The sequence below is a fragment of the Pseudomonas sp. S2_C03 genome (genome assembly GCF_054668405.1).
Genome location: NZ_CP162766.1, coordinates 446,120 through 463,978, shown reverse-complemented (window position 1 = coordinate 463,978; position 17,859 = coordinate 446,120). Strand labels below are relative to the sequence as shown.

The following is a 17,859-nucleotide window of genomic DNA, read 5'->3' as shown; positions in this document are numbered from 1 at the left end:
TCTATCTAGTCAGCACTGCGGGGCAACTGCAACGTCACCCGCAACCCACCCTCACGCAAATTCTGCAAACTGACCTCACCGCCATGGCTATGGGCAATGTTGCGGGCGATGCCCAGCCCCAATCCATAACCCTGTTGCTGCCCGGCCAAGCGGAAGTGCGGCTCGAAAACTTGCTCCAGCCGCTGCTCAGGCACACCCGGCCCTTCGTCATCGACGTGCAGCACAAAGGCGTTCTCGTCGTCGTCGATCTGCAGGTGCGCGTTCTGGCCGTACTTCAAGGCGTTGTCGATCAAGTTACCGATGCAGCGCTTGAGCGCCAGCGGTTTACCGGGATATGCCGCCAAGGCCCGGCCATCCTGGGTGACGCGCCCGTTACCCTGCGGCGCGAGGTAAGGCTCTACCAAGCAGTCGAGCACATGGTTGAGATCGACCGGCTCGATGTTTTCGTGGATGTCGGTGTCTTTCACGCATTGCAGCGCGCCTTTGACCAGCAGCTCCAGTTCATCGAGGTCGCGGCCGAACTTGGCTTGCAGCTTCTCGTCTTCGAGCAGTTCCACACGCAGGCGCAAGCGCGTGATCGGCGTGCGCAGGTCGTGGGAAATCGCGCTGAACAACTGGGCGCGTTCGGTCAGGTAACGGCTGATCCGTTCGCGCATGGCATTGAACGCACGCCCCACTTCCACCACTTCGCTGCCGCCGCCCTGCGCCACCGGCTCGACGTCCGCCCCCAGCGACATTTCCCTGGCCGCCCGCGCCAGGCGTTTGAGCGGCCTGCTTTGCCAGTGCACCAGCAGGCCGATGAACAGCAGCAGGAAACCACTGGTGAGGAGGATGAACCACACCTGCTGCGCCGGCAGGCCCTGTTCTTCCAGGCTGGTGTAAGGCTCGGGTAACAGCGAGGCGATGTACAGCCATTCACCCGGCGCCATCTGGATCTGCGTCACCAGCACGGGGGGGTTCACCGGCTCCAGGGTCAGCGCGTAATGCGCCCAGGAGCGGGGCAGTTCGTCGAGCTTGAGGCCGCCGTTGAAAATCCGCAGGTCCTGAGGACTGACAAACGACACCGAAATGTCCGTGTCCTGACCGAGGGATTGGCGCAACACCTCGTCCACGGCTTTCATCACCGCCAGCTTGCGCGGAGTGGTTGGCAACACTTCCATGCCCAGGGGTTTGTCATTGAGCGTCACGACAAATCGCGTACCGCCCATGCTGCGCAACTGGTCGAGCACCAGCGGACGATAAGCCACCGGTAGTGAGCGCAGGTAACTGACACTGGCCGTCATCGAATGCGCCAGGCTGCGGGCACTGGTGACCAGGCCTTCAAGTTGCGTGGCCCGCAATTGCGAGACCCAGATCACGCTCGACAACGCCTGGGCGAACAACACCGCCAGCAATGTCAGCAGCAGCATGCGCCCAAGCAGTGAGCGCGGCACCGGCACCCGGCTTGCGAGCCTGCGAAAAAACTCAGTGGCCATTGCTGGCAACCACATTGGCCGCCAACTGGTAGCCGCTGCCGCGCACGGTGCGGATCAGTCGAGGCGGCTTTTCGGTATCGCGCAGGCGCTGGCGCAAACGGCTGACCGCCATGTCGACGATGCGATCCAGCGGCATCAGGTCGCGGCCACGGGTGGCGTTGCCGATGGTGTCGCGATCGAGGATTTCCTGGGGGTGATCGAGGAACAGTTTCAGCAAGGCGAAATCGGCACCGGAAAGGATCACTTCCTCGCCATCGGTGTGGAACAGTCGATGGCTGACCATGTCCAGCCGCCAGTCATCAAAGGCCAGTACTTCGCCGCCGGAACGCTCCTGGCCGAACTGCGCGCGACGCAGCAACGCCTTGATGCGCGCCTGCAACTCGCGAGGGCTGAAGGGTTTTCCCAAGTAGTCATCGGCACCCAGTTCCAGGCCAATGACCCGGTCGGCCTCGTCGGAACTGGCGGTGAGCATGATGATGGGCACCTGAGCCTGACGTGGGTGCTGGCGAATCCAGCGACACAGGCTGAAACCGTCCTCGTCAGGCAGCATCACATCGAGGATCACCAGATCACTCGGCGCGTCGTTCAGGGCCTGGCGAAAACCGGCACCGTCGGGCGTGGTCCGCACCTGGAAACCCGCGCGGGTCAGGTAGGTGTCCAGCAACTCGCGTATCTCTTGGTCGTCATCGACCAACAATATCGACCGGGCTGAGCTCACGGGGCGGCGTCCTTGTTGTTTGAATTGGGGCGGATTATGCCTTAAGCGCTGACCTTGCAAACACTGCACAACACATGACCACACAACACGACTCCACCCTGTAGGAGCGAGCTTGCTCGCGATGGCGGTGTGCCAGATAAACAGATGGCGACTGACATACCGCCATCGCGAGCAAGCTCGCTCCTACAGGGTGGGGGGATCTGATCAGGCTTGTTCGAGGGCCACGCCCGCACCCACCAACCCCGAATACGGCGCCGTCACCAGCCACACCGGGATGCCCTTGAAGTAATCGCTCATGCAACCCTTGTCTGCAAAGCACCGGGCGAAACCGCTTTCAAGAAAGAAATCGGCAAAGCGCGGTATCACGCCACCCACGATGTACACCCCACCGCGTCCGCCGCAGGTGAGTACGTTGTTGCCAGCCACGCGGCCGAGCCAGCAGCAGAACTGCTCCAGCACTTCTAGGGCAATCGGGTCGCCGGCCAGGCCCGCCGCCGTGATGGCTTCCGGGGTTTCGAGGACCGGCTCGTGCCCATCCACCGCGCAGATTGCCCGGTAAACACGCGGCAAACCGCCGCCGCTCAACGCCGTTTCCGCGCTGACGTGACCGATCTCGTTGAAGATGTGCTGCCACAGTTGGGTTTCCCGTGGGCTGCTCAAGGGCAGATCGACATGACCGCCCTCCCCCGGCAACGCGGCAAAACGCCCCGCCCCCAGATCCAGCAAGGTGCCAACCCCCAGACCGGTACCTGGGCCGATCACCACCGCCGGGCGCAAGGGCTCGGGGGCCCCCTCGCAGACCACGCGGAATTCGCCCGGCTGCAAGCGGGTCATGCCCAGGGCCATCGCCGAAAAGTCATTGACCAGCAACAGCTGGTCCACTTGCAAGGCCTTGCAGAACGCCTTGCGACTCAGGCGCCAGTGGTTGTTGGTGAACTTGAACTCGTCACCACTCACCGGCCCCGCCACCGACAGACACACCGAACCAATCGAGCCCAATGCCAGCCCGAGCCCGCTCAGGTAGAGGGCGATGGCCTCTTCCGGGCTGGCATGATCGGCCGTCGCCAGGACCTGGACCGATTCGAGTTGCTGATTTTTCCACAACGCGAAACGTGCGTTGGTCCCACCGATGTCACCGACCAAAGCCAGTTTCAATTAAGCGTCTCCAGGGCAGCAGTAAAGGCGCTGGCGCCCTGCTCTGCGGAGCTGAACGCCATGCGCATGAAACCAAACAACTCGCGACCGGTGCCGATGTTGTTGCCCAGCAACCCCTTGGCCGGTGTGCGCGCTGCGAATTCTTCGGCGTCTACCTTAAGCTCCAGAGTGCCCTTGACGCCATCGACGCGGATGATATCGCCCTCCTGCACGCGCGCCAAAGCACCACCTACGTAGGCTTCGGGGCTGACATGAATGGCCGCCGGAATTTTCCCCGAGGCGCCGGACATGCGCCCATCGGTGACCAACGCAACCTTGAAGCCACGGTCCTGCAGCACGCCGAGGAACGGCGTCATCTTGTGCAGTTCCGGCATGCCGTTGGAACGCGGCCCCTGAAAGCGCATGACCGCAACGAAATCCTTCTCCAGCAAACCGGCCTTGAAGGCGTCGGCCAGATCCTGTTGATCCTGGAACACCATGGCCGGCGCTTCGACGATCTGGTTTTCCAGCGCCACGGCGGAGACTTTCATGACCCCGCGACCGAGGTTGCCTTCCATCACGCGCAAGCCGCCTTCGGCGGAGAACGCACGGGCCACCGGGCGCAGGATGGTTTCATCAAGACTTTCGATGACACCTTCGCGCCAGACCAGCTCGCCGTTATCCAGGAAAGGCTCCTGGGTGTAGCGGCTCAGGCCATGGCCCAGCACAGTGTTGACGTTCTCGTGCAGCAGGCCGGCTTCCAGCAGTTCACGGATCAGGAACGACATGCCACCCGCCGCCTGGAAGTGGTTGATGTCCGCTTTGCCGTTCGGGTAGACGTGGCTCAGGGTCGGCACGACTTCGGAGAGGTCGGCCATGTCCTGCCAGGTCAGTTGAATGCCTGCAGCCATGGCGATGGCCGGCATGTGCAGGGTGTGGTTGGTCGAACCGCCGGTAGCGTGCAAGGCCACGATGGAGTTGACCAGCGAGCGCTCGTCGACGATTTCGCCAATCGGCATGAAGCTGCCGTTCTGTTTGGTGAGGCGCGTAACCTGGTGCGCCGCCTCGCGAGTCAGGGCGTCGCGCAGCGGTGTGTTCGGGTTGACGAACGAGGCGCCCGGCAAGTGCAGGCCCATGACTTCCATCAGCAACTGGTTGGTGTTGGCGGTGCCGTAGAAGGTGCAAGTGCCGGGGCTGTGGTAGGAGTTCATTTCCGATTCCAGCAACTCTTCCCGCGTGGCCTTGCCTTCGGCGTAACGCTGGCGCACATCGGCTTTCTGCTTGTTGGAAATCCCCGAAACCATCGGCCCGCCCGGCACAAAGATCATCGGCAGGTGACCGAAGCGCAGCGCGCCCATCATCAGGCCCGGGACGATCTTGTCGCAGATGCCGAGCATCAGCGCGCCGTCAAACATGTTGTGCGACAGCGCCACGGCGGTCGACAGCGCGATCACCTCACGGCTCGGCAGGCTCAGTTCCATGCCCGGCTCGCCCTGGGTCACGCCATCGCACATGGCCGGGGTACCACCGGCGAACTGGCCGACCGAGCCGATTTCGCGCAGCGCCTTCTTGATCAGTTCCGGAAACACTTCGTACGGCTGGTGCGCCGACAGCATGTCGTTATATGACGAAACAATTGCGATGTTGGCGGAGTTCATCATCCGCAGGCTGTGCTTGTCCTCGCTGCCGCAACCCGCCACGCCGTGGGCGAAGTTGGCGCATTGCAGCTTGCCGCGCATCGGACCGTCGCTGGCGGCACCGCGAATGAGCGCAAGGTAAGCCTCACGGGTGGCACGACTGCGAGCGATAAGCCGTTCGGTGACCTCAAGGACGCGGGGATGCATGTGTAGAACTCCAGGCTAACGGATGTGGCGACCTGATTGTCTATGCTGACCAAGTAGCTGACCAAGTCCCCGGGCAGATGGGATGACGGACGGCGTTGTTGATCATTCGGACCAGTTGATTCAGGTCACTCGTTGTAGATTGAATAAAATATTGCCACTAAAAAGGCTTGTTTTCTATTTTTTTGCGAATAATCTTGTAATTCCAACAACAAATCGACGGCGGCCCAGTTAATGACTCTTCGAATCGCAATCAATGGTTTTGGCCGTATCGGCCGCAATGTACTGCGTGCACTGTATACCCAGGGCTACCGTCAGGATTTGCAGATCGTCGCCATCAACGATCTGGGCGACAGCGCAATCAACGCTCATCTGCTCAAATACGACACGGTTCACGGCACGTTCGACGCCGATGTCGAGCACGATCAGGAAAGCCTTACCGTCAACGGTGACCGTATTGCGGTCAGCGCTATCCGCAACCCGGCCGACCTGCCCTGGGCGGCGGAAAAAATCGACGTGGTGTTCGAATGCACCGGTCTGTTCACCGATCGGGCCAAGGCTGCCGCGCATATCACTGCCGGGGCGCGCAAGGTGATCATCTCTGCGCCGGCCAAGGGCGCCGATGCCACCGTCGTCTACGGGGTCAACCACGACATCCTGCGCCAGTCGCATCAGGTCATTTCCAACGCTTCGTGCACCACCAACTGCCTGGCCCCGGTGGCCCAGGTGCTGCACCGCGAGCTGGGCATCGAAAGTGGCCTGATGACCACGATCCACGCCTACACCAACGACCAGAACCTGACCGACGTCTACCACACCGACCCTTACCGTGCGCGTTCGGCCACCCAGAACATGATCCCGAGCAAGACCGGCGCCGCCGAAGCGGTCGGCCTGGTGCTGCCGGAACTGGCGGGCAAGCTGACCGGGATGGCCGTGCGTGTACCGGTGATCAACGTGTCACTGGTGGACCTGACCGTGCAACTGAAAAAAGAAGCCACGGCCGAGGAAGTCAACGAACTGCTCAAGCACGCCAGCCAGCACTCGAAGATCCTGGGCTACAACACCTTGCCGCTGGTCTCCAGCGACTTCAACCACAACCCGCTGTCGTCGATCTTCGACGCCAACCACACCAAGGCCAACGGCAAACTGCTCAAGGTACTGGCCTGGTACGACAACGAGTGGGGCTTCTCCAACCGCATGCTCGATAACTGCCTGGCGCTGTGTAACGCCGAGTAAAAAACCAGCCCACCCCCCCCCCTGTAGGAGCGAGCATGTCGAGGCGTCGAACCGTCGCGATGGAGGCGCAGACACCGCGGGGTGTCAGGCTGCCAACGTCATCGTTGACGACCATCGCGACGGTTCGACAAGCTCGCTCCTACATTGTTTATACAAATCCCCACTTGACCGATTCAGCGGATGATAAGCATTATCATTTGATTGAAAAGGATCAGGTCTTCCCGTGAGTCAATCGCGCTTCAATCACGTCTTCATGGCCCAGCGGGTATCGCTGCTGCGCACATTGGAGCGAATGGTCAACAACCACAGCACCGCCGAAGACCTGTTGCAGGAGACCTACCTGCGCGTGACACGGGCACTCAGCGAGCGCCCCATCGACCATCTGGAACCCTTTGTGTTCCAGACCGCCCGCAACCTCGCACTGGACCACCTGCGCGCGCGACGCATCCAGTCGCGCACGATGCTCGATGATGTGCCACCGCAGGTAGTCGAAAGCGTCGCCGCGCCGATCAGCAGTGCCGAGGACGCCGCCCATGCCAAACAATTGCTGGAGCGTTTGAACGTGAGCCTCAGTCAACTCAGCAGCCGTCAGCAACAGATCTTCATCCTCAGCCGCCTGCATGGGCACAGTTACCTGGAAATTGCCGAGAAGCTCGACGTGTCGCTGAGCACCGTGCAGAAGGAGCTGAAGCTGATCATGGCCATCTGTGTGGATGTAGCGCAGAGGCAGCGGTAGGTTTCAAGCTTCAAGCTTCAAGCTTCAAGCTTCAAGCTTCAAGCTCAAATCTACAGCTCGACTCGCCTCTGCTTGCAGCTTGCAGCTTGCAGCTTGCAGCTTGCAGCTGGAAACTGCTCTTCTGAGCCCCTACGAGAAAACACCGTGACGGACATCCACCACACTTCTGCGCCACCTCCCGCGCAGGACCCCGCAAGCGCGATGGACCAGGCCCTGGACTGGTTGATCGTGATGGAGCGTCCGAGCGCGCAACAAAGCGAGCAGTTCAGCCAATGGCTGGCCGCCTCGCCCCTGCACGCCGAGGCCTACGCCAAAGCCCAGACGGTGTGGAACGGCCCGCAAGTGGTGGAATGTGCGCAGACCCTCGCAACAAGGCCACCGAAGGTCAGCGTGCTGGCGCGCCTGCGCCCGCACTGGAAACCCCTGGCGACAGCCGCCGTGCTGATCCTCGGCCTGTTCAGCTTCAGCAACTTGCCGATGCGCCTGCAGGCCGATCACCTGACCGTGGTCGGTGAGCGCCAGCGTGTGCAGCTGGAGGACGGTTCTAACGTCCTGCTCAATACCAATTCGGCGTTCTCCAGCACCATCAACGAGCACCAGCGCGTGGCTCGCCTGTATCAGGGCGAGGCGTTTTTCGAGGTGCCGCCGCATCTCGGCCAGCCGCTGGAAATCGACGCGGGCCCTGTGAAAGCCAGCGTCCACGACACCGCGTTCGCCGTGCGCTACCTCGATGGCGTGGCGCAGGTCCGAGTGCAGCGCGGTGACGTGGATTTGCGCGCTACCCGCGATGACGCGCGGATTCGCCTGTCCGCCGGCGAAAGCATCCGCATCGGCCCCAATGGCTTCGACCGCCCGGCCAAGCTCGACGCCGCCACCGAGCTGGCCTGGGTCCAGGGTCGCCTGGTGTTCGAGAACTGCCCGCTCAGCGAGGTGCTGGCGGAACTGCGTCGCTACTATCCGGGCTGGATCATCAACACCAACGAGCAACTGGCCGACGTTTCGGTCACCGGCAACTACCGCCTCGACCAGCCGCTGGACGTGGTTCGATCGCTGGCGCATATCACCTCGGCGCGGCTAAAGGAATTCCCGGCGCTGGTCATCCTGAACTGAATGAGAATTATTTTTACTCGATAGCTGAGCTCCGTTCGTCTCGTTATAGCCAATGCAATTGATTCGCATCCTCGGATGCCTTTCTGCACCTATAACAACTCGTGCGACACGGAGCACCCTCGATGTCCTCTCGCCTTACTTGCGCCTCACCCTCCCGCGTGCTTTCACTGTTGACCGTCGCCATGCTGATGGCCGGCAGCGCCCCCCTGCTGGCAGCCACCGCCGAACAGCCCGCACGCAGCATGGGCGACTACAGCTTCGCCATCGCGCAACAGCCACTGGTCTCGGCACTCAATGCCTTCACCAGCGTGACCGGCTGGCAAGTCGGCTTTTCCGCTGAACTGGCGCAAGGCGTAGCGTCGCCGGGCGTACGCGGCTCCCTGCCGCCGGAGAAAGCCCTGGAGCAATTGTTGTTGGGGACTAACCTGAGCTACCGCAAACTGGGCAGCAACAACATCGTGCTCGAACGCCGCAACAACAGCGGCGCCTTGAACCTGCAACAGGTGACCATCAGCGCCACGCGTAACGAGCAGAGCGTCAACAGTGTGCCGAGCACCGTCTCGGTCCACACCCGCGAAGAGCTGGACCGCAACAACGTCAACACCATCAAGGACCTGGTGCGTTACGAACCGGGCGTCTCGGTGGGCGGCACCGGCACCCGTGGCGGCATCAGCGGCTATAACATTCGCGGGATCGACGGTAACCGGATCCTGACCCAGGTCGACGGCGTGGAAATTCCCAACGGCTTTTTCAACGGCCCCTACGCCAAGAGCCAGCGCAACTACGTCGACCCCGAAATCGTCAAACGCGTCGAAATTCTCCGTGGCCCGGCCTCGGTGCTGTACGGCAGCAACGCCATCGGCGGCGCCGTCAGCTATTTCACCCTCGACCCGGACGACATCATCAAGCCCGGCCAGGACGTTGGTGCTCGCCTGAAGACAGGCTACAGCTCGGCCGATGATAGCTGGCTCAAGTCCGCCACCGTCGCCGGCCGCGCCGAGCAGTTCGACGGCCTGCTGCATTACAGCCAGCGCGACGGCCATGAAACCGAATCCTACGGCAGCAACAACAGCAATGGCCTGAGCCGTACCGAAGCCAACCCGGAAGATGCGCGCACCTATAACGTGCTGGCCAAGCTTGGCTGGAACTACAACGAAGATTCGCGCCTGGGCCTGGTCTACGAAAAGTACAAGGATGATCGCGACACCGATCTGAAAAGTGCTTATGGCGGCCCGTACAATGCCGGCGCACCGACCATCCCGAACAGTGTATTGCCCGGTGGTATGTACCAGTGGCGCACCGGCAACGACACCGTTACCCGCGAGCGTTTCGGCATCGAGCACAACTTCGCCCTCGACAGCCTGCTGGCGGATAACATCAAGTGGAGCCTCAATCACCAGATCGCCAAGACCGATCAGAGCACGGCGGAGTTCTACTTCCCGATCACCCGCCGTGTGATCCGCACCCGCGAGACGCTGTATGAAGAAAAGCAGTGGGTCTTCGACCTGCAACTGGACAAGGCTTTCAGCATCGCCGATACCGAGCACCTGCTGACCTACGGCACCACCCTCAAGCAGCAGAAGGTCACCGGTTCGCGCAGCGGCACCGGCACTTGCCTCGCGGCAGGACTGCGCTGCGCCGGCCCGGGCGCCCCGAGCCAGGACGGTCTGGTGAAGTCCAGCGACTTCCCGGACCCGACCATCAACACCTACAGCCTGTTCGCCCAGGATCAGATCAGTTGGGACAATTGGACCTTCGTGCCGGGCGTGCGCTACGACTACACCGAACTCAAGCCGGACGTCACCCAGGAGTTCCTCAACACTGTGGCCGCCGATGGCCGTGGCACCGTCAGCGAAGACAAGAAGACGTGGAACCGCGTCTCGCCGAAATTCGGTCTGACTTAGGCTTTCAATGACAATTACACCTGGTTCGGCCAGTACTCGGAAGGCTTCCGCACCCCAACCGCCAAAGCACTGTACGGCCGTTATGAAAACACCGCCGCCGGTTACAGCGTGCAACCCAACCCGGACCTCGAGCCGGAAACCAGCAAAGGTGTGGAAACCGGGTTGCGTGGCAATTTTGAATCCGGTTCCTTCGAGATCGCGGTGTTCTACAACAAGTACAAAGACTTCATCGAAGAAGATTCGGTGACGCCTGGCTACACCGAGCTGACCTTCCAAAGTGCCAACATCAAGCGCGCCACCATCAAGGGCACGGAGCTCAAGGGGCGTCTGAACCTCGATGCATTCGGCGCCCCCCAAGGCCTCTACACCCAGGGCGCGGTGAGCTACCTCTATGGTCGCAACAATGACACCGGCGAGCCGATCAACAGCATCAACCCGCTGACCGGCGTGTTCGGCCTGGGGTACGACCAGGACAACTACGGTGGCTTGCTCAGTTGGACCCTGGTGAAGAAGAAGGATCGCGTCGACGACACCCGATTCAAATCGCCGGACGGCACCAGCAGCCAGTTCAAGACGCCGGGTTATGGCGTGCTGGATCTGACCGGCTTCTACAAGGTGACCGACGACGTGACGATCAACGCCGGCTTGTACAACCTGACCGACAAGAAATACTGGCGGTGGGATGACGTGCGCGGTTACGACAGCGTGGGCGAAGCCTCGGTGACGCAACCGGCCAACCTCGATCGCCTGACCCAGCCGGGTCGCAATTTCGCGGTCAACCTGGTCTGGGACATCTGATGCTGCCTACCTCGCTGTGCGATTTTCATCTCTGCACAGCGAGGTTTTTTTACTCTCTGGCGTCTTGTTGTTCGTCTCGTTACCAAGCGCCTCTCTTCTTCAAGGATTTTTCATGACTACCCAGGACAATCCACGCACCGCCCTGCGTTCGCAACGCTTGAATCAGATCACCCACGAACCACACAGCAAACTCGACGCCCTGGTCAAGGCCCACGCACCGTTCGAGACCCAGGCCAACTTCGCCCGTTTCGTGGTGGCGCAATATTTGTTCCAGTCGGAACTGGTGGCGCTGTACAACGATGCCGACCTGGTCGCCATCGTTCCCGACCTGCCGGCACGTTGCCGTGCCGAAGCGGCCAAGGCCGATCTGGCGGACCTCGACACCGAGGTGCCGGCACCGGTCGCGGGCGCCGTGAACAACCCGAGCAAGGCCCAAGCGCTGGGCTGGCTGTTCGTTTCCGAAGGCTCGAAACTGGGTGCCGCGTTCCTGATCAAACGCGCGGTGGGCCTGGGCCTGAGCGAAACCTTCGGCGCCCGCCACCTCGGCGAACCGGCCGGCGGTCGTGCACAGGGTTGGAAAACCTTCGTCAAGACGCTGGACGAGCTGGAACTCAGCGCGACTGAAGAAGCCGAACTGGACAAGGGCGCCATCGACGCGTTCAACCGGTTCACCGTGTTGCTGGAGCAGGCTTACGCCACTGAACTGGCCTGAACCTTGTCCCCCTGTAGGAGCGAGCTTGCTCGCGATGCGGAGTGTCAGTCACATCAATGTCTACTGATCCAACGCATCGCGAGCAAGCTCGCTCCTACAGGGACCGGGAACCGGGGACGACGAAAAAAATATGCCCATGCCTGCACACTCCAGACTCGCCCGCCTCCTCTACGGCGCCCTCGCCTACACCAGCCTCGCCATCGGCCTGGTCGCCATCGTCGTGCCGGGCCTGCCGACCACCGAGTTCATTCTGCTGGCTGCCTGGGCCGCCACGCGCAGTTCGCCGCGCCTGAGTGCCTGGCTGGAAAACCACCGGCTGTTCGGACCGATCCTGCGTAACTGGCGCAACGGCAAAATCATCGCCCGCCGCGCCAAAGTCAGCGCCACCGTCAGCATGGTGCTTTGCGCCGTCTTGATGCTGGTAATGCTTGATCATGGCTGGCCCATTTACCTGGCGATCGTGGGCATGGGCCTGGGCAATCTGTGGATCTGGTCAAGGCCCGAAAACACGCCGAAAACCTGCTGAATCCCACCGTATTTTTTCCTGTTTTCCCACGCTTTGCGGGACTTTCCCCCTCGCAAACGTTCAACCAAGACCGTTCGTCGGCAGCGGTCTCATGCCCCCTCGATGCGCGCCGATGTGCAGGCAATGGCGCTGAACGGATTTGGCGAACCGGGCCGGTCCTGGCCTTCACCTCATTCCTCATCGAGTTCGTCCCATGTTCGACTCCCTCTCCATTCGCCTGAAAATCGTTCTGCTCTCCGGTCTCTGCCTGTTGGGCGTCATCGCCTTGATCGTCAGCATGAACTTCTACCAGACCAATCAGAATGACGAGCTGGTCGGCGCTTCCAGCAGCAAAATGCTCACCGACAGCGTGCAGGAGCTGCTGCAGGCCAAGGCCGCCGAGCAGGCGGTGCGGGTGCAGAAGACCTTCGGCGAAAGCCTGCTGGTGGTGACGGCCCTCGCCGATCAGATCAAGGACATGCGCAACATGGCCGCCAAGCGTTCGCTGGAAGCCGGGGCCGTGCGGGAAGAGTTGAACCAGCGCCTGAAAACCGCGTTCGAGCGCAACACCGCAGTGCTGGGCATCTGGTTGGCGTTCGAACCCAATGGTCTGGATGGCAAGGACAGCGAGTTCGTCAATGACGCCGCCAGGCAGTCCAATGAGGTCGGACGTTTCGCCTCTTACTGGAGCCGTGCCGCCGGCGAAGGGGTCAACACGATCATGGTCGAAGACGACATGACCAAGACCACCCAGAACATCAACGGTACGCCTTACAACAGCTGGTACACCTGCCCCCGCGACAGCAAGCGTACCTGCCTGCTCGACCCGTATGCCGACACGGTCAACGGCAAGGAAATGCTGATGACCACCATTTCCCTGCCGCTGCTGGTGGACGGCCAATCCATCGGTGTCGTCGGGATCGATATCGCCCTGGACGCATTACAAGCCGCAGCGGTCGCGTCTCAGCGTGAGCTGTTCAACAACGCCGGGCACATGCTGATCGTTTCCGGCAGTGGTGTACTCGCAGCTTTTGGCGTCGACGCGAGCAAGGTCGGCAAGAACATTGGCGACACCTTGGGCGCAGAGGGCAAGGAGATCCTGCAACTGCTCGGCGCCGGCACTGCGAAAATCCTCGAACAGGGCGACCTGATCCGTGCGGTTTATCCGGTCAGCCCAATTTCCGACGCCAAGGCCTGGGCCGTGGTGATCGATCTGCCCAAGCAAGTGCTACTGGCCGACTCTGTGAAGTTGCAGGCGGTACTCGATGACGCCCAGCAAAGCGGTACGATCCAGGCGGTGCTGGTGGCCATCGCGGCAGGGTTGCTCGGCCTGTTGCTGATCTGGCTGACGGCTTCGGGCGTGACTCGGCCAATCAACGGCGTGGCGCAAATGCTCAAGGAGATTGCCAGCGGTGACGGCGACCTGACCCAGCGCCTGGATTACAGCAAGCGTGATGAACTGGGCGAACTGGTCAGTTGGTTCAACCGTTTCCTCGACAAGCTGCAGCCGACCATCGCGCAGATCAAGCAGAGCATCACCGACGCCCGGGGCACCGCCGACCAGTCTTCGGACATCGCGCGCCAGACCAGCGAAGGCATGCAGGTGCAGTTCCGCGAGATCGATCAGGTGGCCACCGCCTCGAACGAAATGAGTGCCACCGCCCACGAAGTCGCCAACAGTGCGTCGAATGCCGCCAACGCGGCCAAAGGCGCCGACCAGTCGGCTCGCGACGGCATGTCGATCATTGAGCGCAGCACCCGCGACATCAACCAACTGGCCGATGAAGTCAGCAAGGCCGTGACGGAAGTCGAGGCGCTGGCGGTCAACAGTGAACAGATCGGTTCCGTGCTGGAAGTCATCCGCAGTATCGCCGAGCAGACTAACCTCCTGGCTCTCAACGCCGCGATCGAAGCGGCACGCGCTGGCGAAAGCGGTCGCGGCTTTGCGGTGGTGGCCGATGAGGTGCGCAACCTGGCCAAGCGGACTCAGGATTCGGTGGAGGAGATCCGCCTGGTGATCGAGCGCATCCAGAGCGGCACCCGAGGCGTGGTCGCCACCATGCATTCGAGCCAGACCCAGGCCCACAGCAACGCCGGGCAGATTCAGCAGGCCGTGCAGGCCTTGGGCAAGATCAGCGACGCCGTGACGGTGATCAGTGAAATGAACCTGCAAATCGCCAGCGCGGCCGAGCAACAAAGCGCCGTGGCCGAAGAGGTCAACCGCAACGTCTCGGCAATCCGCGCCGTTACCGAGACCCTGACCGGCCAAGCCACCGAGTCGGCGCAAATCAGCAGCCAGCTCAATGCCCTGACCACCCAGCAGATGAAGTTGATGGATCAGTTCAGGGTTTGACCCCAAATCCAGGAACACCGCCCCCCTGTAGGAGCGAGCATGCTCGCGATGCGGTGGATCAGCCAGTAGAGATGGCGGCTGACACTATGCATCGCGAGCATGCTCGCTCCTACAGAGGGGATCGTGGATTTCATTCAACCGCAGTTTTTTTCAACTATGATCGACCCCTCTCCCGGAGGGCCTTCGATGACTGGTTTACTCACGTCCATTCAAGCCACGCTTGGCTTGCCCAGCACCGCGATTACGCTCACCGCCAGTGGCGCCCTGCCCTCGGCCTTTGCCGTTACCGACCTTGCCAGCGCCAGCATCGCCGCCGCTGGGCAAGCCGTCAGCGAATTGCTGCACCAGCAAACCGGACGCCTGCCCGACGTCGAAGTTGACCGACGCCTGGCTTCGTTCTGGTTCGGCACTTCACTGCGCCCCACCGGCTGGAGTGTGCCACCGCTGTGGGACCCGATTGCCGGCGACTATGCCACCCGAGACGGCTGGATTCGCCTGCACACCAACGCGCCCCATCACCGCGCGGCCGCCGAGAGCGTGCTTGGCGCCTGCGCCGATCGCACCGCGATGACGAGCAAGGTCGCCCAGTGGAATAAAACCGATCTGGAGCAGGCCGTGGTCGCTGCCGGAGGCTGTGCCGCCGAGATGCGTAGTTGGGCGCAATGGCAGGCCCACCCCCAAGGCCAGGCCGTCAACGCCGAGCCGTTGATTGCCTTCGTCGAACACCGCAGCCAAAACGCCAAACCCTGGCAGGGTTCGGTGGCGCGACCGCTGGCCGGGGTCAAGGTGCTGGATTTGACCCGCGTACTCGCAGGTCCGGTGGCCAGTCGTTTCCTCGCGGGCCTCGGTGCCGACGTCCTGCGCATCGACCCGCCAAACTGGAACGAACCGGGCGTGGTGCCGGAAGTCACCCTCGGCAAACGCAGTACGCGCTTGAACCTGCACGACAAGGCTGATCGCCTGCTGTTCGAAAGTCTGCTCAAGGACGCCGATATCCTGCTCCACGGCTACCGAACCGATGCGCTGCAACGCCTGGGTTACGGCCCGGCTGAACGCCAGGCACTTGCCCCCGGCCTGATCGACGTCTGCCTGAATGCCTACGGCTGGAGTGGCCCCTGGCAGAACCGTCGCGGCTTCGACAGCCTGGTTCAGATGAGCAGCGGCATTGCCGAGGCTGGCCAGCGCTGGAAACAAGCCGACAAACCGGTGCCGCTGCCCGTGCAGGCGCTCGATCATGCGACGGGCTATCTGATGGCCGCTGCGGCGATCACTCTGCTGACCAAGCGGTTGAGCGAGGGCCACGGCGGGTTCGCTCGGTTATCCCTGGCACGCACGGCGAAGCTGCTGGTCGAGCATGGCGCCGGCCCCGACGAGGCGTTGCGTGCCGAGGACGAAAACGATCAGGGCCTGGTGACCGAACAGACCGCGTGGGGGCCAGCGCATCGCGTGCAGGTGCCGCTGAAGATCACCGGCACGCCCTTGCAATGGACCCTCCCGGCCTGCGAATTGGGTGCCCATCGCGCACAGTGGTGGTGATCACTCGCCTCAACCAACTGTGGGAGGGTCAGCAGATTACTGGCCTCAGCCTTACAGGCTCAGCAAGCCGCTGTACAAACCGTAAGCCGCCAACCCGGCGCCGATGACCACGCCGGTGAAAATGCCTTTTTCAATGGGGGTGAACAACGGCTCGCCCTGCTCATGTTTGGCCTTGGCAAACAGGATGACCCCCGGCGCGTATAACAGCGCCGACAGGAGCAGGTATTTCACCCCGCCGGCGTACAACAGCCACACCGCGTAACCCAAGGCAATACCGCCGATCATCAAGTCCTTGGTCCGCTCCGCCGAGGCGTGCTCGTAGGTTTCGCCACGCCCGCTCAACAACACCGCATACGCTGCCGACCATAGGTATGGCACCAGGATCATCGAGGACGCAAGGTAGATCAGACTGGTGTAGGTGCCGGCAGAGAACAGCGTGACCAGCAGGAATATCTGGATCATCACGTTGGTCAGCCACAACGCATTGACCGGCACATGGTTGGCGTTTTCCTTTTTCAGGAACGCCGGCATGGTCTTGTCCTTGGCGGTGGCGAAGAGGATTTCGGCGCACAGCAGCGCCCATGACAGCAGCGCACCGAGCAGGGAAATCGCCAGCCCAATACTGATCAACAACGCTCCCCAGGGCCCGACGATGTGTTCCAGCACCGCCGCCAGGGACGGGTTTTGCAGGTTGGCCAGCTCCGGCTGCTTCATGATGCCCAGCGACAGCACATTCACCAGCACCAGCAACGCCAGCACGCCCAGAAAGCCGATCACAGTGGCCCGCCCGACGTCCGAGCGTTTTTCCGCCCGCGCCGAATACACGCTCGCGCCTTCGATGCCGATGAACACGAACACCGTGACCAGCATCATGTTGCGCACCTGCTCCATCACGCCGCCGAGATCCGGGTTGCTACGGCCCCAGATGTCACCCGTGAAAATATCGGCGTTGAAAGCGATCGCAGCGATGACGATGAACATGATCAGCGGCACGATCTTCGCTACGGTGGTGACTTGATTGATGAAGGTCGCCTCCTTGATCCCGCGCATCACCAAAAAATGCACAGCCCACAGCAACGCCGAGGCGCAGCCGATGGCAATGGGCGTATTGCCCTGGCCAAATACCGGGAAGAAGTAACCCAGCGTGCTGAACAGCAGGACGAAATAGCCGACATTGCCCAGCCAGGCGCTGATCCAGTAACCCCACGCCGATGAGAACCCCATGTAATCGCCGAAGCCGGCCTTGGCGTAGGCGTAGACCCCGGAATCCAGTTCGGGCTTGCGATTGGCCAGCGTCTGGAACACGAAGGCGAGGGTCAGCATGCCCACGGCGGTGATCGCCCAACCGATCAGGATCGCTCCGACATCGGCCCTCGCCGCCATGTTCTGCGGCAGGGAAAAAATCCCCCCACCAATCATCGACCCCACCACCAGCGCGATCAGCGCACTCAGGCGAAGCTTTTGCGTCGGTTGCGTCATGCCTGCGTCTCCATTTTTCCGACCGGACCGCGATATAACCACGCCCGTTAACCGTTACACGGTGGGTTTCAATTAATTATTACAGCGTAAGTACGTTTATTGAATAACGCCAAAGTGCCAATGTTGTTTATAGCCAATAATTCTATACGCACCTTTTCAAAGTGCGAATGCGTGTGTCTCTCCACACGAAAAGATTCCACACCAAAAACCAAGCGGAAAAATTTGCGTAACGCCGAAAACAAACTAGCGTAAAAGTTCACAGCAATAGTGCTTATTTCTATTTTATCTGACCGAGGCCTCTGGACAGGGCGTTTACGGCGAT

The 17,859-nt window shown here is 61.6% G+C and carries 12 protein-coding genes and 2 pseudogenes; 9 read left to right on the top strand and 5 right to left on the bottom strand.

Annotated elements, in window-relative coordinates:
- Positions 1–5: 5 nt before the first annotated feature.
- From AB4N64_RS02135 to edd, 4 genes are all read right to left on the bottom strand, one after another.
- Positions 6–1,475 (bottom strand): ATP-binding protein, encoded by a 1,470-nt coding sequence (locus AB4N64_RS02135; RefSeq protein WP_460121589.1) that lies wholly within the window; start codon positions 1,473–1,475, stop codon positions 6–8.
- Positions 1,465–2,193: a response regulator gene (locus tag AB4N64_RS02130; RefSeq protein WP_368554872.1), complete on the bottom strand. Its 729-nt coding sequence runs from the start codon at positions 2,191–2,193 to the stop codon at positions 1,465–1,467. The genes AB4N64_RS02135 and AB4N64_RS02130 overlap by 11 nt, the downstream gene beginning before the upstream one ends.
- A 204-nt stretch (positions 2,194–2,397) precedes the next feature.
- Positions 2,398–3,348 carry a glucokinase gene (locus tag AB4N64_RS02125; protein ID WP_460121587.1) on the bottom strand — a complete coding sequence of 317 codons (951 nt, stop codon included), beginning with the start codon at positions 3,346–3,348 and terminating at the stop codon, positions 2,398–2,400.
- The gene (gene edd / locus AB4N64_RS02120) at positions 3,345–5,171 is read right to left on the bottom strand and encodes a phosphogluconate dehydratase (protein ID WP_460121585.1); all 1,827 of its coding nucleotides are present in this window, start codon (positions 5,169–5,171) and stop codon (positions 3,345–3,347) included. Before edd ends, AB4N64_RS02125 begins: the two co-directional genes overlap by 4 nt.
- A gap of 231 nt (positions 5,172–5,402) precedes the next feature.
- Here edd and gap point away from each other — a divergent pair, with 231 nt between their 5' ends.
- From gap to AB4N64_RS02075, 9 genes and pseudogenes are all read left to right on the top strand, one after another.
- Positions 5,403–6,404: a type I glyceraldehyde-3-phosphate dehydrogenase gene (gap, locus tag AB4N64_RS02115; RefSeq protein ID WP_460121583.1), complete on the top strand. Its 1,002-nt coding sequence runs from the start codon at positions 5,403–5,405 to the stop codon at positions 6,402–6,404.
- A 223-nt stretch (positions 6,405–6,627) separates the two neighbouring features.
- Complete coding sequence (locus AB4N64_RS02110) at positions 6,628–7,140, top strand: RNA polymerase sigma factor (protein ID WP_460121581.1); 513 nt, start codon at positions 6,628–6,630, stop codon at positions 7,138–7,140.
- Between the two features lie 201 nt (positions 7,141–7,341).
- On the top strand, positions 7,342–8,250 hold the full coding sequence (locus tag AB4N64_RS02105; protein ID WP_460121579.1) for a FecR family protein: 909 nt from the start codon (positions 7,342–7,344) through the stop codon (positions 8,248–8,250).
- A gap of 122 nt (positions 8,251–8,372) precedes the next feature.
- Positions 8,373–10,952, top strand: a pseudogene (locus AB4N64_RS02100) (TonB-dependent receptor).
- Positions 10,953–11,064: 112 nt separating this feature from the next.
- Positions 11,065–11,664, top strand: coding sequence for a biliverdin-producing heme oxygenase (locus AB4N64_RS02095; protein ID WP_460121577.1), 600 nt, complete (start codon positions 11,065–11,067; stop codon positions 11,662–11,664).
- 130 nt (positions 11,665–11,794) lie between these two features.
- Positions 11,795–12,190: a YbaN family protein gene (locus AB4N64_RS02090; protein ID WP_460121575.1), complete on the top strand. Its 396-nt coding sequence runs from the start codon at positions 11,795–11,797 to the stop codon at positions 12,188–12,190.
- Positions 12,191–12,383: 193 nt separating this feature from the next.
- Positions 12,384–13,664, top strand: a pseudogene (locus AB4N64_RS02085) (methyl-accepting chemotaxis protein); the annotation flags it as partial.
- A 102-nt stretch (positions 13,665–13,766) separates the two neighbouring features.
- Positions 13,767–14,522 (top strand): methyl-accepting chemotaxis protein, encoded by a 756-nt coding sequence (locus AB4N64_RS02080; RefSeq protein ID WP_460126566.1) that lies wholly within the window; start codon positions 13,767–13,769, stop codon positions 14,520–14,522.
- Positions 14,523–14,708: 186 nt separating this feature from the next.
- Positions 14,709–16,058, top strand: a complete 1,350-nt coding sequence (locus AB4N64_RS02075) for a CoA transferase (protein ID WP_460121573.1) — start codon at positions 14,709–14,711, stop codon at positions 16,056–16,058.
- Between the two features lie 51 nt (positions 16,059–16,109).
- Here the strand turns inward: AB4N64_RS02075 and arcD are convergent, their stop codons facing one another.
- The gene (gene arcD, locus AB4N64_RS02070) at positions 16,110–17,537 is read right to left on the bottom strand and encodes an arginine-ornithine antiporter (RefSeq protein WP_460121571.1); all 1,428 of its coding nucleotides are present in this window, start codon (positions 17,535–17,537) and stop codon (positions 16,110–16,112) included.
- Positions 17,538–17,859 lie beyond the last annotated feature (322 nt).

What these genes read in the sequence shown, in the direction of transcription:
- AB4N64_RS02135 (WP_460121589.1), bottom strand. Translation starts at nt 1,475, where the DNA reads ATGGCCACTGAGTTTTTTCGCAGGCTCGCAAGCCGGGTGCCGGTGCCG.
- edd (WP_460121585.1), bottom strand. Translation starts at nt 5,171, where the DNA reads ATGCATCCCCGCGTCCTTGAGGTCACCGAACGGCTTATCGCTCGCAGT.
- gap (WP_460121583.1), top strand. Translation starts at nt 5,403, where the DNA reads ATGACTCTTCGAATCGCAATCAATGGTTTTGGCCGTATCGGCCGCAAT.
- AB4N64_RS02105 (WP_460121579.1), top strand. Translation starts at nt 7,342, where the DNA reads ATGGACCAGGCCCTGGACTGGTTGATCGTGATGGAGCGTCCGAGCGCG.
- AB4N64_RS02095 (WP_460121577.1), top strand. Translation starts at nt 11,065, where the DNA reads ATGACTACCCAGGACAATCCACGCACCGCCCTGCGTTCGCAACGCTTG.
- AB4N64_RS02090 (WP_460121575.1), top strand. Translation starts at nt 11,795, where the DNA reads ATGCCCATGCCTGCACACTCCAGACTCGCCCGCCTCCTCTACGGCGCC.
- AB4N64_RS02080 (WP_460126566.1), top strand. Translation starts at nt 13,767, where the DNA reads ATGCAGGTGCAGTTCCGCGAGATCGATCAGGTGGCCACCGCCTCGAAC.
- AB4N64_RS02075 (WP_460121573.1), top strand. Translation starts at nt 14,709, where the DNA reads ATGACTGGTTTACTCACGTCCATTCAAGCCACGCTTGGCTTGCCCAGC.
- arcD (WP_460121571.1), bottom strand. Translation starts at nt 17,537, where the DNA reads ATGACGCAACCGACGCAAAAGCTTCGCCTGAGTGCGCTGATCGCGCTG.